The sequence below is a fragment of the Sphingopyxis sp. PET50 genome (assembly GCF_025244705.1).
Taxonomy (GTDB): Bacteria; Pseudomonadota; Alphaproteobacteria; order Sphingomonadales; family Sphingomonadaceae; genus Sphingopyxis.
The window spans coordinates 2,628,148-2,641,776 of record NZ_CP104207.1; the positions used below are offsets into that span (position 1 = coordinate 2,628,148).

Annotated in this window: 16 protein-coding genes and 3 pseudogenes; 15 read left to right on the forward strand and 4 right to left on the reverse strand. The window is 67.2% G+C overall.

Annotated features, from left to right (window positions below; translation table 11 throughout):
- Positions 1-15: 15 nt before the first annotated feature.
- Together N0A20_RS13785 and N0A20_RS13790 are read left to right on the forward strand one after the other, a co-directional pair.
- The gene (locus tag N0A20_RS13785) at positions 16-399 is read left to right on the forward strand and encodes a dihydroneopterin aldolase (protein WP_260580927.1); all 384 of its coding nucleotides are present in this window, start codon (positions 16-18) and stop codon (positions 397-399) included.
- Positions 396-1,157, forward strand: a complete 762-nt coding sequence (locus tag N0A20_RS13790; protein ID WP_260580929.1) for an SDR family oxidoreductase — start codon at positions 396-398, stop codon at positions 1,155-1,157. Before N0A20_RS13785 ends, N0A20_RS13790 begins: the two co-directional genes overlap by 4 nt.
- 37 nt (positions 1,158-1,194) lie before the next feature.
- Here the strand turns inward: N0A20_RS13790 and N0A20_RS13795 are convergent, their stop codons facing one another.
- Both N0A20_RS13795 and N0A20_RS13800 read right to left on the reverse strand, forming a co-directional pair.
- On the reverse strand, positions 1,195-2,628 hold the full coding sequence (locus N0A20_RS13795) for an NAD-dependent succinate-semialdehyde dehydrogenase (protein WP_260580930.1): 1,434 nt from the start codon (positions 2,626-2,628) through the stop codon (positions 1,195-1,197).
- Between the two features lie 152 nt (positions 2,629-2,780).
- Positions 2,781-3,381, reverse strand: a pseudogene (locus N0A20_RS13800) (TIGR02466 family protein).
- A gap of 165 nt (positions 3,382-3,546) precedes the next feature.
- On the opposite strand from N0A20_RS13800, the gene N0A20_RS13805 reads away from it, so the two are divergent.
- From N0A20_RS13805 to N0A20_RS20220, 8 genes and pseudogenes are all read left to right on the forward strand, one after another.
- Positions 3,547-4,467: an SMP-30/gluconolactonase/LRE family protein gene (locus N0A20_RS13805; RefSeq protein WP_260580931.1), complete on the forward strand. Its 921-nt coding sequence runs from the start codon at positions 3,547-3,549 to the stop codon at positions 4,465-4,467.
- A gap of 31 nt (positions 4,468-4,498) precedes the next feature.
- Positions 4,499-4,747: a type II toxin-antitoxin system Phd/YefM family antitoxin gene (locus tag N0A20_RS13810; RefSeq protein ID WP_260580932.1), complete on the forward strand. Its 249-nt coding sequence runs from the start codon at positions 4,499-4,501 to the stop codon at positions 4,745-4,747.
- Between the two features lie 6 nt (positions 4,748-4,753).
- Positions 4,754-5,140: a type II toxin-antitoxin system VapC family toxin gene (locus N0A20_RS13815; RefSeq protein WP_260580933.1), complete on the forward strand. Its 387-nt coding sequence runs from the start codon at positions 4,754-4,756 to the stop codon at positions 5,138-5,140.
- 12 nt (positions 5,141-5,152) lie between these two features.
- Entirely contained in the window at positions 5,153-5,842 is a 690-nt protein-coding gene (locus N0A20_RS13820) for a VIT family protein (protein WP_260580934.1), read from the forward strand.
- Positions 5,843-5,935: 93 nt separating this feature from the next.
- On the forward strand, positions 5,936-6,226 hold the full coding sequence (locus N0A20_RS13825; RefSeq protein ID WP_260580935.1) for a DUF2855 family protein: 291 nt from the start codon (positions 5,936-5,938) through the stop codon (positions 6,224-6,226).
- A gap of 25 nt (positions 6,227-6,251) precedes the next feature.
- Positions 6,252-7,044 (forward strand): annotated as a pseudogene (locus tag N0A20_RS20765) (DUF2855 family protein).
- Positions 7,041-7,457 (forward strand): annotated as a pseudogene (locus tag N0A20_RS20770) (HAD family hydrolase); the annotation flags it as partial. The pseudogenes N0A20_RS20765 and N0A20_RS20770, both read left to right, overlap by 4 nt.
- Positions 7,458-7,533: 76 nt before the next feature.
- Positions 7,534-7,698: a hypothetical protein gene (locus tag N0A20_RS20220; RefSeq protein WP_312846651.1), complete on the forward strand. Its 165-nt coding sequence runs from the start codon at positions 7,534-7,536 to the stop codon at positions 7,696-7,698.
- 19 nt (positions 7,699-7,717) lie between these two features.
- Here the strand turns inward: N0A20_RS20220 and N0A20_RS13835 are convergent, their stop codons facing one another.
- Entirely contained in the window at positions 7,718-8,527 is an 810-nt protein-coding gene (locus tag N0A20_RS13835) for a universal stress protein (RefSeq protein ID WP_260580936.1), read from the reverse strand.
- Between the two features lie 29 nt (positions 8,528-8,556).
- A complete protein-coding gene (locus tag N0A20_RS13840) occupies positions 8,557-9,504 on the reverse strand; it encodes a LysR family transcriptional regulator (RefSeq protein WP_260580937.1) in 948 nt (315 codons plus the stop codon).
- Between the two features lie 90 nt (positions 9,505-9,594).
- Between N0A20_RS13840 and N0A20_RS13845 the strand changes: the two genes are divergently transcribed.
- The 5 genes from N0A20_RS13845 (at position 9,595) to N0A20_RS13865 (ending at position 13,612) form a co-directional block, all read left to right on the forward strand.
- Entirely contained in the window at positions 9,595-10,305 is a 711-nt protein-coding gene (locus N0A20_RS13845; RefSeq protein WP_260580938.1) for a CoA transferase subunit A, read from the forward strand.
- Entirely contained in the window at positions 10,305-11,171 is an 867-nt protein-coding gene (locus tag N0A20_RS13850; RefSeq protein ID WP_260580939.1) for an HAD family acid phosphatase, read from the forward strand. The genes N0A20_RS13845 and N0A20_RS13850 overlap by 1 nt, the downstream gene beginning before the upstream one ends.
- Positions 11,171-11,806 (forward strand): CoA transferase subunit B, encoded by a 636-nt coding sequence (locus tag N0A20_RS13855; RefSeq protein WP_260580940.1) that lies wholly within the window; start codon positions 11,171-11,173, stop codon positions 11,804-11,806. Before N0A20_RS13850 ends, N0A20_RS13855 begins: the two co-directional genes overlap by 1 nt.
- A 132-nt stretch (positions 11,807-11,938) precedes the next feature.
- Entirely contained in the window at positions 11,939-12,250 is a 312-nt protein-coding gene (locus N0A20_RS13860; RefSeq protein WP_260580941.1) for a hypothetical protein, read from the forward strand.
- Between the two features lie 78 nt (positions 12,251-12,328).
- Positions 12,329-13,612, forward strand: coding sequence for a serine hydrolase domain-containing protein (locus tag N0A20_RS13865; protein WP_260580942.1), 1,284 nt, complete (start codon positions 12,329-12,331; stop codon positions 13,610-13,612).
- Positions 13,613-13,629: the final 17 nt, after the last annotated feature.

Consider the following 13,629-nt stretch of genomic DNA (forward strand, 5'->3'; position numbering starts at 1 on the left):
GAACAGGAAATTCTTGTGACCGATACATTGTGGCTGGAGGTGGACGGGCTGACCGTCGATGTGCTGACCGGCATCTATTCCGAGGAAACGCATCTGCCGCAGCCGCTGCGCATTTCGGTGCGCGCGCGGCTGGCGATGGCCGATCATTATGAGCTGGCGACGCCGCTCAGCCGCTCGAAGAATTACATGCACCTGAAATTCGCCGCGACCGAGGGGCTGCCCAAGGACGTGCATTTCGTGCTGATCGAAAGCGTCGCCGACCATATCATCGACACCCTGTTCCTGCAGGACGACAAGGTCGAGGAGGTCGAGGTCAAGATCGTCAAGCTGGCGATCGCCGAGGAGGGCGAGCAGATCGGCATCACGATGCGGCGGAGTCGCGGGACCCCGGGCAAATGACGCAGAAGCTGGCGCTGGTGACGGGTGGCATCCACCGCGTCGGCGCCGCGATCGCCGCGCGGCTGGCACGCGAAGGCTATGCGCTGGCGCTGCATCACCACAGCGGCGGCGATACCGACCCGGTGCTGGCCGAGGCGCTGGCCGAGACCGGCGTCGAGAGTCACCGCTTCGCCGCCGACCTGGCCGATCCCGGCGCGGTCGACGGGCTGATCCCGGCGGTCGTCGAGACATTCGGCCGCGCGCCCGACCTGCTCGTCAACAACGCCGCGCTGTTCGCCGAGGGCGGGTGGGACGATCTGTCGGCGGCCGCGCTCGGCACGATGATGCAGATCAATTTGTCCGCGCCGGTCATGCTCGCCAAGGCGCTCGTCGCGGCGAGCGCGGACGGGCGCCCGGCGATCGTCAACATCGTCGACCAGCGCGTCGTCCATCCGGTGCCCGACCAGATCGCCTACAGCCTGTCGAAATCGGCGCTGTGGCAGGCGACGGCGACGCTGGCGGTGGCGTTCGGCGGCCGGGCGCGGGTCAATGCCGTCGCGCCGGGGCTGACGATGGCGACCGGGGATTATTCGGCGGCGCAGGTCGGGCGGCTGGCGAAGCGGATGCCGCTCGGCGCGTTGCCGACCCCGGCGGAGATCGCCGATGCAGTCGCCTGGCTGGCCCGCGCCGAGGCGGTGACGGGGCAGACCATCTTCGTCGACGGCGGCGCACATCTGGCGCCGCTGGGGCGCGATTTCGTGGCGCTGGAGCGGGACTAGAATCCGTCGCCCCCGCCTTCGCGGGGGCGACGATCTATCAATAAATATGCACCGCCTTGGTGACGAGATAGCCGTCGAGCCCTTCGGGCCCGCTTTCGCTGCCGAAGCCCGATTCCTTGATCCCGCCGAACGGCGCGTCGAGCGTCGAGATGACGAAGCTGTTCACCCCGACCATGCCGCTTTCGATCGAATCGACGATGCGGTTGATGCGGCGGCCATTCTCGGTGAAGGCGAAGGCGGCGAGGCCGTAGGGCAGCCGGTTCGCCTGTTCGAGCGCTTCCTCCTCGCTGCCGAACGGGCGGATCAGCGCCATCGGGCCAAAGGGTTCGTGGTTCATCGCATCGGCCTCGACCGGCACGTCGGCGATCGCGGTCGGCTGGAAGAAATAGCCGGTGCCGGTCGCCTCGCCGCCCGCGATCACGCGCGCGCCCTTCGCCTTCGCATCGGCGACCAGCGCTTCGAGCGCGGGGATGCGGCGCGCGTTGGCGAGTGGGCCCATCTGCGTGTCGGGGTCGAGGCCGCTGCCGATCCTCACCTTCGCGGTCCGCTCGGCGAAGCCCTTGACGAAGGCGTCGTAGATGCCCTGCTGGACATAGAAGCGCGTCGGCGAGATGCACACCTGTCCGGCGTTGCGGAATTTCTGCATCACCACCCGGTCGAGCGTCGCCTCCAGATCGCAATCGTCGAAGATCAGCACCGGGGCATGGCCGCCGAGTTCCATCGTGATCCGCTTCACCCCGTCGGCGGCGAGCCTCATCAGGTGCTTGCCGACCGCAGTCGAACCGGTGAAGCTGACCTTGCGGATCACCGGGCTCGCCAGCAAGTGGCGGCTGATCCTGTCGGGATCGCCGTAGACGAGCTGGGCGGCATCGCCCGGAATACCGGCGTCGATCAGGCAGCGCATCACCGCGCTGGTGCAGCCCGGCGTTTCCTCCGGCGCCTTGGCGATGACGACGCAGCCTGCAGCCAGTGCGGGGGCGACCTTCTTGACCATCAGGTTGACGGGGAAGTTCCACGGGCTGAAGGCCGCGACCGGCCCGACGGGATGCTTGGTGACCATGGCGCGCTGGCCGAGCGGACGTTGCAGCACGCGGCCCTCGATGCGCTTGCCCTGTTCGGCAAAATAGGCGAGCAGCCCCGCCGCCGACAGCACCTCGCCGCGCGCCTCGCCGATCGGCTTGCCCTGTTCGAGCGTCAGCAGCGTCGCGATATGGTCGACGCGGTCGCGGATCAGCCCTGCCGCCTTGTGCATCAGCGCCGCGCGTTCGTCGGGGGTCTTCGCGCGCCAAGCGGGCCAGCCGCGCGCCGCGGCGGCGAGCGCCTCGTCGAGGTCGGCGGCGGTCGCCACCGGCAGTTCGGCGATCGTGGCCGCGGTCGCGGGGTTATAGACCGGCCGCGCCTCGCGTCCCTCGCCGCTCCGCCAGGCGCCGTCGATGAAAAGCTGAAGGTCGGCGTCGTAGGTCGCGGTCATTTGGGTCTCTTTCTACACGTCCTCAAAAATCCGTTCGTGTCGAGCGAAGTCGAGACACCCATCGGCGCAACGCAAGGTCGAGGGGCGTCTCGACTTCGCTCGACGCGAACGGAAAGGGGGCTGGATCACTGATGCGCCCCATATAGGCCCGCTCAGCGATAGTTAAAGCTGATGCTGATCCGCTCGCCCTTGCCGGCGTTGGGCGTCACCTCGTGCCGCAGCCAGCTTTCCCACAGGAAGACGCGTCCCGCCGCAGGTTCGGCGTAGACGAAGGGCAGCAGATGCTCGGGCGCGTCGTCTGTACGGCCGGGCGCCGCCATCAGCATCGCGAGACGCGGGTCCTCGAGCTTCAGCGCCCCCGAACCCGGCGGGACGGCGACGTAGAAGGTACCCGACACGATGCTGTGCGGATGGATATGGCCGCTGTGGGTGCCGCCGGGCTTCAATATATTGACCCACAGGCTGTCGAGTTTGAGCGGCTTGGCGAGGTCGAAATGCGCGGCCTTGGCATACGCCTTCACTTCCTTGTCGAGCAGGCGCTTGAGGTCGTGGAACGCCGGGTCGCGCTCGGGCAGGTCGCCGAGGCTGGCGTAGCTCGTATAGCCCCTGTACCCATGTTCGCGGCTCCAGCGGCGGCTTGGCGCCATCCTCCTCGGCGAACAGGCGGCAACTGCCCTCCAGCTCCGCGAGCAGCTCGGGCGAACCGATATCGGCTTCGTAGAAAAGGCTGGCGAAGAGCGTGCGGACGGGCATGATGGGCGCAAAGCATAGGATAAGCGCCAGAGCAAGGAGAGAGGCCAGCTCCCTCACCTGCTTTTTCGTCACCCCGGACTTGATCGGGGTTCCATTATGCGCTGCGTTGGACCGAAGGATGCCGGATCAAGTCCGGCACGACAAAAGAATGAAAGGGAGACGAGGATGGCCGAGTTTGAATTGATCGCGAGCGGATTGCGTTTTCCCGAGGCGCCGGTCGTCATGGACGACGGCAGCGTGATCGTCGTCGAGATCGAACGCGGCTGCATCACGCGCTGCTGGCCGGGCGGGCGGAAAGAGGTGATCGCGACCCCCGGTGGCGGCCCCAACGGCCTCGCCTTCGGCCCCGACGGCAAGCTTTATTGCTGCAACAATGGCGGCTTCCACTATGTCGAATCGAACGGCTATCTCGCCCCGCACGGCATTGCCGAGGATTATTCGGGCGGGCGGATCGAGCGGATCGACATCGAAACCGGCGCGGTCGAAGTGCTGTACCAATCGGGCGACCATGGCGTGACGCTGCGCGGCCCCAACGACATCATGTTCGACAGCCATGGCGGCTTCTGGTTCACCGACCATGGCAAGGTTGATTATGCCGCGCGCTGCCACGACATCGTCGGCATCTTCTATGCGAAAGCCGACGGCAGCTTCATCGAGGAAGTGATCTTCCCGTCGAACAACCCCAACGGCGTCGGCCTGTCGCCCGACGGCAGCGCGCTCTATGCCGCCGAAACCTACACCTGCCGCCTGATGAAGTTCAACATCACTGCCCCCGGCAAGGTCGCGCCCGACGCGGGTCCGGGCGGGCCGGGCATCCCGCTCTATCGCCCTGCGGGTTACAAATTCTTCGACAGCCTGGCGATGGAGGCGAACGGCAATATCTGCGTCGCGACGATCGGCGAATGCGGGATCAGCGTCGTGTCGCCGGCGGGCGAGCTGGTCGAATTCGTCGCGACCGACGATATCTTCACCACCAACATCGCCTTTGGCGGGCCCGACCGGCAGGATGCCTATATCACGCTGTCGGGCACGGGGCGGCTGGTGAAAACGCGCTGGCCGCGGCCGGGACTGCAGCTGCAATATTGACTTAGTCATATGACTTAGCTAAGTGGATGACATGACCATCGTGACCATCCACGAAGCGAAAACGCATCTGTCGCGCCTGATCGCGCGCGTCCTCGCGGGCGAGGAGGTGACGATCGCGCGCGGCAAGGAACCGGTGGTCAAGCTGATGCCGGTGAAGGAGCCGCCGAAGACGAAGCGCGTTTTGGGGACGCTGAAAGGCAAGATCGATCTCGACAAGGGATTTTGGGACCCCCTGCCCGAGGAAGATCTGGCGCTGTGGAACGGCGAAGGCGGCAACTGAGGGGCGATGAACCTGCTGCTCGATACGCACGCGCTCATCTGGGCCGCCAATGAACCCGAAAAATTGCCGGATGCCGTGCGGTCCGCCATCGAAAATCCCGACAATCATATCTGGATCAGCGCGGTGTCCGCCATCGAGGTCGCGATCAAATTCCGGATCGGCAAGCTGGAAGGCGCCGACGAACTGGCCGAGCAATTCGAGAGGGTTATTGCGGGTTTCGGCTTCGAACAACTGCCCATTTCGGTCGCCCACGCCAGCCTGGCGGGCCTGCTGCCTTTCGAACATCGCGATCCGTTCGACCGGATTCTGATCGCCCAGTCGCAGATCGAACAATATAGCCTCGTGTCCAACGAAAAGCTGTTCGATCAATTCGGCGTCATCCGTTTCTGGTAGGAGAGCTGGCGCATGCACCGCGAAACCCACGCCGTCGCGCGCATCGGATGGCTGCGCGCCGCGATCCTCGGCGCCAATGACGGGATCGTTTCGACCGCCAGCCTGATCGCGGGGGTCGCGGCGGCGGGCGCCGGGTCGCAGGCGGTCCTGCTGACCGGCGTCGCCGGGCTGGTCGCGGGCGCGATGTCGATGGCGGCGGGCGAATATGTGTCGGTGAGTTCGCAGGCCGACGCCGAAAAGGCCGATATCGCCACCGAAAAGCGCGAACTGGCCACCGATCCCGCCTTCGAGCTGGAGGAATTGACGCAGATTTACGAGGGCCGCGGACTCGACCGGCCGCTTGCCGAGCAGGTGGCGGCGCAGCTCATGGCGCATGACGCGCTCGACAGCCACTTGCGCGACGAGCTGGGGCTGACCGGCGATATGCGCGCGCGGCCGATCCAGGCCGCCATCGCATCCGCCACCAGTTTCACGGTGGGCGCGGCGCTGCCGCTGATTGTCGTGCTGCTCGACAGGGGCCCGTCGCTGCCGTGGACGGTCTCCGTGGCATCCCTGCTCTTTCTCGCGCTGCTCGGCGCTCTCGGCGCCTGGGCGGGCCATGCGCCGATGCTGCGCCCGGTCGTGCGCGTCACCTTCTGGGGCGCGATGGCGATGGCCGCGACGATCGCGATCGGGTCGCTGTTCGGAGTGGCGGCGGGCTGAACGATCCTTCGTCGGCAATTGCCAGCCGCCGCTCCATCTGTATGACTGTCGGCCATCCCGCGTCCGCGGGCAAGCAGCCGGAGGGGTCCGCACATGAATGAAACCGGATGGGCGATCGACATCGATCGCGACGATATCGCGCGCGCCACGCTGGTCGCAGATGCCGCAACGCCGCTCGAGGCGGGACAGGTCCGCGTCCATATCGACAGCTATGCGATGACCGCGAACAACATCACCTATGCCGTGTTCGGCAAGCCCGCCGGGCTGTTCGGCAACGACCAGGGCTATTGGGACTTTTTTGCAGAGCGCGACGCGCCGGGACGTCTGCCGGTGTGGGGGTTCGCGACGGTGACCGAGAGCGCCGCCGAGGGAATCGCGGCCTAGCGAGACCTTCTACGGCTATTATCCGATGGCGAGCCATGCGGTGCTGACCACCGCGAATATCGGCCCCGGCGGCTTCACCGACGCGACGCCGCGCCGCACCACCCTGCCCCCCATCTACAATCACTATCAGCGCGTCGGCGCGCTTCCCGATTATCGCGCCGCCGACCATGATTATTGGCCGGTGTTCCGCCCGCTGTTCCTGACCGGCTGGCTGATCGCCGACCAGTTCGAGGATGAGGGCGATTACGGGGTCCAGCAGATTTTGATCGCCAGCGCGTCGAGCAAGACCGCGATCGGGCTCGGCTTCTCGCTCGCGCGGCGCGGCGGGCATCGCCCCGAGACGATCGGGCTGACCAGCGCCGCCCATGTCGATGCGCTCGCCGCGCAGGGCATCTACGACCGCGTCATCAGCTATGACCAGATCATGACGCTCAACGCCGGCACATCCGCCGCATTGGTCGACATGGCGGGCAATGGCGCGGTGACGCGCACGGTACACAGCCATTTCGGGAACAACCTCCAGGCCTCGATCATCGTCGGCAAGTCGCACTGGGACGCGCAGGCCGACGACAGCCGGCCTGCCCGGACCCGCGCGCCAGGGCTTTTTCGCCCCCGGCCGCAGCCAGAAGCGGATCGCCGACTGGGGCGGCGCGGCCTTCGGCCAGAAGATCGCGGAGGCCTGGCTGGCCTTCATGGACGTCGCGCCGCGGCTCGCGGCGATCGACAAGCGCCGCGGCGGCGAAGCGGCGCTCGGCGCCTATCAGGACATGCTGTCAGGCCGCGCCGACCCCAAGGCGGGGATCGTCGTCATCCCATGAGCTTCACCACCGTCATCTTCGACTTCGGCGGCGTCATCACCGCCTCGCCCTTTGAGGCTTTTAATCGTTTGGAGGACGAACGCGGACTGCCGCGCGATTTCGTGCGGCGGGTGAATGCGACCAACCCCGACGACAATGCCTGGGCCAAGTTCGAGCGCGCCGAGATCGACGCCGCCGCGTTCGACAGCCTGTTCGCCGCCGAAGCGCGCGCATTGGGGCATGAGCTGGAGGGTGAAGCGGTGCTCGCCGTCATCGCGGGCGCGGTGCGTCCGGCGATGGTCGCGGCGCTCGACACGCTGAAGGCCGGCGGCTTTCGCATCGGCTGCATCACCAACAATGTTCGCGGCGGCAAAGGCATCGGGGGCGCGGGCATGACGCGCAGCGCGGAAGCCGCGACCGAGGTCGCGGGGATCATGACGCGCTTCGAGCATGTCATCGAGATCGAGCAAGGCGGGCGTCCGCAAGCCCGACCCGCGCATCTATCTGATGATGTGCGAGGCGCTGGGCGTCGAGCCCGGCGAATGCGTCTATCTCGACGACCTGGGCATCAACTGCAAACCGGCGGCGATGCTGGGCATGCACGCGATCAAGGTGACGAGCGGCGAACAGGCGCTGGCCGACCTGTCCGCCGCGTTGGAGATGGCCTTGCCCTGACCCATCGTCAGGGACAGGGTCAGTGCGCGAGCAGCAGCGGGACGAGTCCGCTCGTCACCAGATATTGCGTCACGCCGCCGAACAGGGTCTCGCGCAGCTGGCTCTTGCCGAAGGCGCCCATGACGATCAGCCCCGCACCCATGTCGAGCGCCGCGCGTTCGAGCGCCTCCTCGACCGACAGCGTGCCGCGATCGACGATCCGGGCCTCGGCATGGATGCCGTGGCGCGAGAGATAGGCGAGCGCGTCGGTCGCGGGCAGGCTGCCATCGTCCTTGCCTACCGACACCAGTTCGACGCGCCGCCCGGCGAGCAGCGGGATCGCGGAGCGCAGCGCATTGGCCGCTTCCGGACTGCCGTTCCACGCGACCAGCGCGGGCGCCTCGAAATCGAGCGCCGCGAGGTCGCGCGGCAGCGCCAGCACCGGCGCGCGGATCGCGAGTGCGAGGTCGCCCGGGAGCATCGACGGTTCCTGACGCCGGCCGCGCCCGCCCCCGGGCAGGCTGACGATCGCGAGGTCGGCGAAGGTCGCCGCCGCCGCGAGCGAGCCGGTGACGTCGCCGTCCGCCAGCACCACGTCCCACGGCACATCCTCCTTCGCGAGCCGCGCCGAGAGCGCCGCATCGAGCGCGGCATCGTCGGCCTGCGCCTTCGCCATCGCCTCGCCGAGCAGATAGCTGCCGCCGAAGGGATCGACGGCGATGAATTGCTGGAACGGCGTCGCGATCATCAGCGTGACGTGCGCGCCGTGGCGGCGGGCGATGTCGAGTCCGGCCTGCAGCCGTCCTTCGTTGGCGGGGTCGTGATCGGCGTGAACGAGAATCGAGCGCATGGGGGCCTCCTGTGGTTGACGGGCCGATCCTAGGCGGCGGCGGCGGGCCCATCATTGACCGGCGTCAAAGTCGCGGCGGCGATGCGCAATTTCGCCGCCTCGTCGAAAATGCGCGCGAGCACGGGTTCGGTGTCGGCGACGCGCATCGCGACCTGGAACTCGACCGGCGCCAGCGCGGGCATGCCGACAAGCTCGACGAGCGCACCGCTCGCGACCTCTCCGCGCACCATCGATTCGGGAAAGATGCCGACGCCGCCGCCCGCCCGCGCGACGTCGATCATCATCCGCGCATTGTTGCACAGGTTGAGCGATTTCTGCGCGATCCGCGACGACTGGATCGCGTCGCGCATCCGGCCGTGGATCGGCGAGTGGCTGGCGAGCGACCAGACCGGCACCGCGGGGGCGCCGCCGCCCTCCGCGCCGCCCTCCACTTCGAACGCCGCCGCGACCGCGGGACTGGCGAGCCAGACGAGCGCGACCTCGCCGATCGGCCGCGTCTTGAGCGCCGGATGCGCGACCGGCCCGGCGGCAAAGGCGATGTCGGTGCGCCCGGTCAGCAGTTGCTGGATCAGGTTGGCGGTGAGGTCGATTTCGATCTCCAGCCCGACGTCGGGCATGTCCGCCTTCAGCGCCGCGACGAAGGCGGGCAGGCAGCTCGCCGCCGCGATCTCCCCCGCGCCGATGCGCACGACGCCGCTCGCCTCGGCGAAACCGCCCGAACCGAGCAAGGCGCGCTGCATATCGCGCAGCAGCGGGTCGCAGTCGCGCACCAGCTTGCGCCCCGCGGCGGTCAGCGACATGCCGCGCCCGTCGCGGCGAAACAGCGCCGTCCCCATCCGCTGTTCCAGCTCGCGCATCCGCGCCGACACCGCGGGCTGCGTCGTGTTCAATCGCTCGGCGGCGGCGGAGAAGGTGCCGAGCCGGTCGATCCAGATCAGGGTTTCGAGATGATAGAGCGAGATACGATTGATCGACATCGATTATGAATAACCGAAAATGAGAATAATTAGAATTGATGAATGATTTGCGCCAAAGTCGCGCCGGATCAGCGGCAAGGAGTCCCCGGCATGGCGAACAAGCAATATTCCGACGCGGCAGCGGCGCTCGACGGCCTGCTCTTTGACGGCATGCAGATTTGCGCGGGAGGTTTCGGCCTGTGCGGCATCCCCGAACGGCTGATCGACGCGATCCGCGATGCGGGCACCAAGGACCTTATCATTGCCAGCAACAATGCCGGGATCGACGGCGAGGGACTCGGCAAGCTGCTCCGCACGCGGCAGGTCAGGAAGATGATCTCCTCCTATGTCGGCGAGAACAAGGAGTTCGAGCGGCAATATCTGGCGGGCGAGCTCGAGGTCGAATTCTGTCCGCAGGGCACGCTGGCCGAACGCTGCCGCGCGGGCGGCGCGGGCATCCCCGGCTTCTATACAAAGACCGGCGTCGGCACGCTCGTCGCCGAGGGCAAGGAGGTGAAGAGTTTCGACGGGCAGGATTATATCCTCGAACGCGGCATCTTTGCCGACCTCGCGATCATCAAGGGATGGAAAGCCGACGAGAGCGGCAATCTGATTTTCCGCAAGACCGCGCGCAACTTCAACCAGCCGATGGCGACCGCGGCGAAGATCTGCGTCGCCGAGGTCGAGGAGATCGTGCCGACCGGCAGCCTCGACCCCGACGCCATCCACCTGCCCGGCATCTATGTGAAGCGCATGATCGTCGGCGCGCCCTATGACAAGAAGATCGAGTTCCGCACTGTGCGCCCGCGCGAGGCGGCGTGATGCGCAGCCTTGCCATTGCCTCCGCACTGCTCCTTGCGGGCTGCGCGAGCGTACCGGCCGAAGTCTCGACGGCCCCTGCCGCGCCCGCCGCCGAAGCCGCCAAGCCGCCGGTCGCGCTGCAATATCTCTATGGCTCGCCCGAGGCGGCCGTCGCGGTGCGCGCGGTCAATGCGCGGATCGCCGATTATGGCGTGTGGCGGATCAAGGAGCGTCCGAAGGACAGCGTCGTGCTCGCGCCCGGTGCGGGCGTGGACGCGCCCGCCTTCGAGCCGTGCGGCGACAAGCCTTTCGCCGCCGTTTTCGACGCCGACGAAACCTTGATCTGGAATCTGGGCCCAATGCGCCATTTTGCGGAAAAGGGCACAGCATTTGACGTCAAGGTCTGGGACCAGTGGGAAAAGAGTGGCGCGGGCAAAGCCGTCGCCATGCCCGGCACGGTCGAGATGGTGAACACCCTGCGCGCGGCAGGAATCACCGTCATCGCCAACACCAACCGCAGCGCCGCCAACGCCAAGGGCAGCGAGGACACGCTCCACGCCGCGGGGCTCGGCGAGTTCAAGCATGGCGAGACGCTCTTCCTGATGGGCGACGATGCTGGCGGGTCGAGCAAGGATCCGCGGCGCGCGACGATCGCGTCGAAATATTGCGTGATCATCCTCGGCGGCGATCAACTCGGCGACTTCAGCCAGCAGTTCAACGCCAAGGACCTGCCCGCCGCGCAGCGCATGGCGCTTGCCACGAGCCCGGCGGCAACCGCACTCTGGGACAAGGGCTGGTTCCTGTTCCCCAACCCCGTTTATGGCCCGTGGGAAAAACTGGGCTGGGACGACGCCTTCCCCTCCGACAAGCAATGGGAGCCGCAATAATGGCCTGGACCCGAGACGATATGGCGGCACGCGCCGCGCAGGAACTGCAGGACGGCTATTACGTCAATCTAGGGATCGGCATTCCGACTTTGGTCGCGAACCATATCCCGGCGGGGATGACGGTCACGCTCCAGTCCGAGAACGGCATGCTCGGCATCGGCCCCTTCCCCTATGAAGGCGACGAGGATGCCGACCTGATCAACGCGGGCAAGCAGACGATCAGCGAGCTGCCGCAATCGGCCTATTTTTCCAGCGCCGACAGCTTCGCGATGATCCGCGGCGGGCATATCGACCTGACCGTGCTCGGCGCGATGGAGATCGCGGAGAATGGCGACATCGCCAACTGGATGATCCCCGGCAAGATGATCAAGGGCATGGGCGGCGCGATGGACCTGGTCGCCGGCGTGAAGAAGATCATCGTCGTGATGGAGCATAATGCCAAGGATGGCAGCCCGAAGTTCATCCCGGCCTGCACCCTGCCGCTGACCGGCAAGAATGTCGTCGACATGATCATCACCGACCTGGCGGTGTTCAAGCGCGACGATCATGACAGCCCGTTCCGGCTGATCGAGCTGGCGCCGGGGGTGACGGCGGAGGAAGTCGCCGAAAAGACGACGGCGCATTATATTGGCTGATCTCGCGGCTAAGCCCCGGCTCCGCCTGGCTGATCATGCGGCGGGTGCCTGTCGGTTCTGGCCGCACTGCTCCATATCGCCTGCATTTTCGGCGGCCCCGATTGGTACCGCTTCTTCGGCGCCGACGAGGGCATGGCGCGCGCGGCGGGGCGCGGCGACTGGCGCCCGACGCTGATCACGCTGGTGATCGCGGCCGTCCTGACGACATGGGCCGCCTATGCCTTTTCAGGCGCTGGTTGGCTCCCGCGCCTGCCGCTGCTGCGGGCGGGGCTGGCCGTCATCACGGCCATCTATCTGCTGCGCGGCCTGCTTTTCGTGCCGCTGCATCTGTGGCGACCGCGGCACAGCCACGGCTTCGCGATCTGGTCTTCGCTGATCGTCCTTGCCTATGGCGCAGTCTATGCCGTCGGAACGGTCAAGGCATGGCGCTTTCTGGGAGGCTGACCGCAGCGGGGGTGACGGCGGTGCAAGTCGCGGCTAAGACGATGGTCCTATAAGAGGTCGCAAACCAGTCACAGGTCCATGAAGCGCGTTTTATTTGTACTGATCGCGGTCGCCGCGCTGGGGTTCGCGGGCTGGTTCGGCCTTCGCGGCCTTGGCGGCGGGCACCCGCTGGCCGCCAGCGTCGCCATCCCGATGAAGCCCGCCGAAGACCTGCCCGACACGCCCGCCGAATGGCGCGGGCGGATCGACTATCGCGCGCTCGACGCGCAATTGTCGGCGCTGGCGCAGCGCCCCGAAATGGCGGGGCTGGCGGTGGCGGTGGTCGAGGATGGCGCATTGCGCTTCGTGCGCACTTATGGCGTCGCCGACAGCGCGACGGGCGCGCCGGTCACGCCGCATACCCTGTTCCGCTGGGCCTCGGTGTCCAAGACCGCGACCGGCGCGATGGCGGCGGCGCTGACCCGCGACGGCAAGGTCGATCTGGACCGTTCGGTGGCGAGCTGGAACACCTCGCTGCGCCTGCCGGGCGGCGCCGAGACGCGGGTCACGGTCGGCGACCTGCTGGCGCAGCGCACCGGCCTGACCAAGAACGCCTATGACGAGAAACTGGAGGAGGGGCAGGACCCGGCACTGCTGCGCATGGGACTGGCCTCGGCGCCGCTGCAATGCGACCCCGGAACCTGCCACACCTATCAGAATATCGCCTTCGACACCGCGGCCGAGATATTGGGGCGGGCGGCGAACGAGCCCTTTCCCGACGCCGTCGAGGCGCGGTTCTTCCGCCCGCTCGGCATGGTCAGCGCGGGTTACGGGATGGCGCGGCTGACCGGTGCGCGGGATTGGGCGAAACCGCACCGGGACGGGCGGGTCCGCCCGGTCAAGGAAGCCTATTGGCGCGTTCCCGCCGCCGCGGGGGTCGAAAGCGATATCGTCGATTTCGCGACCTGGATGCAGGCGATGATGGGCGCGCGTCCCGATGTGCTGCCCGGCCCCGTGCTGCAACTGGCGCACAGCCCCCGCGTCGGCACCGGACGGCTCTATGGCGGCACGCTGCGCCAGGCCACCAGCGACGCCTCCTATGGCCTCGGCTGGCGGAGCTTCACCTATGGCGGGCAGAGGCTCGAAGGCCATTCGGGCGCGGTTTCGGGCTATCGTGCGACGATGATCTTCGAACCGGCGACGCGGACAGGCGTCGTGGCGCTGTGGAACAGCGACTGGGGTTTTCCCTTCCGCATCCCCTTCGCCGCGATCGACAGCTATCACGGGCGCGCGGACGCGCGCTGGCTCGACCTCAGCGAGCTGCCGCCGGTAACGGGCGGTGCGAGCGGAGCTAGCCCGACCACCGTGAACCTGAAAGAGTAACGCCCCTTGCCGCCCGA

Coding starts and splice junctions, on each gene's coding strand:
- N0A20_RS13790 (WP_260580929.1), top strand. CDS start 396: ATGACGCAGAAGCTGGCGCTGGTGACGGGTGGCATCCACCGCGTCGGC.
- N0A20_RS13795 (WP_260580930.1), bottom strand. CDS start 2,628: ATGACCGCGACCTACGACGCCGACCTTCAGCTTTTCATCGACGGCGCC.
- N0A20_RS13805 (WP_260580931.1), top strand. CDS start 3,547: ATGGCCGAGTTTGAATTGATCGCGAGCGGATTGCGTTTTCCCGAGGCG.
- N0A20_RS13810 (WP_260580932.1), top strand. CDS start 4,499: ATGACCATCGTGACCATCCACGAAGCGAAAACGCATCTGTCGCGCCTG.
- N0A20_RS13815 (WP_260580933.1), top strand. CDS start 4,754: ATGAACCTGCTGCTCGATACGCACGCGCTCATCTGGGCCGCCAATGAA.
- N0A20_RS13820 (WP_260580934.1), top strand. CDS start 5,153: ATGCACCGCGAAACCCACGCCGTCGCGCGCATCGGATGGCTGCGCGCC.
- N0A20_RS13825 (WP_260580935.1), top strand. CDS start 5,936: ATGAATGAAACCGGATGGGCGATCGACATCGATCGCGACGATATCGCG.
- N0A20_RS20220 (WP_312846651.1), top strand. CDS start 7,534: ATGTGCGAGGCGCTGGGCGTCGAGCCCGGCGAATGCGTCTATCTCGAC.
- N0A20_RS13835 (WP_260580936.1), bottom strand. CDS start 8,527: ATGCGCTCGATTCTCGTTCACGCCGATCACGACCCCGCCAACGAAGGA.
- N0A20_RS13840 (WP_260580937.1), bottom strand. CDS start 9,504: ATGTCGATCAATCGTATCTCGCTCTATCATCTCGAAACCCTGATCTGG.
- N0A20_RS13845 (WP_260580938.1), top strand. CDS start 9,595: ATGGCGAACAAGCAATATTCCGACGCGGCAGCGGCGCTCGACGGCCTG.
- N0A20_RS13850 (WP_260580939.1), top strand. CDS start 10,305: ATGCGCAGCCTTGCCATTGCCTCCGCACTGCTCCTTGCGGGCTGCGCG.
- N0A20_RS13855 (WP_260580940.1), top strand. CDS start 11,171: ATGGCCTGGACCCGAGACGATATGGCGGCACGCGCCGCGCAGGAACTG.
- N0A20_RS13860 (WP_260580941.1), top strand. CDS start 11,939: ATGGCGCGCGCGGCGGGGCGCGGCGACTGGCGCCCGACGCTGATCACG.
- N0A20_RS13865 (WP_260580942.1), top strand. CDS start 12,329: ATGAAGCGCGTTTTATTTGTACTGATCGCGGTCGCCGCGCTGGGGTTC.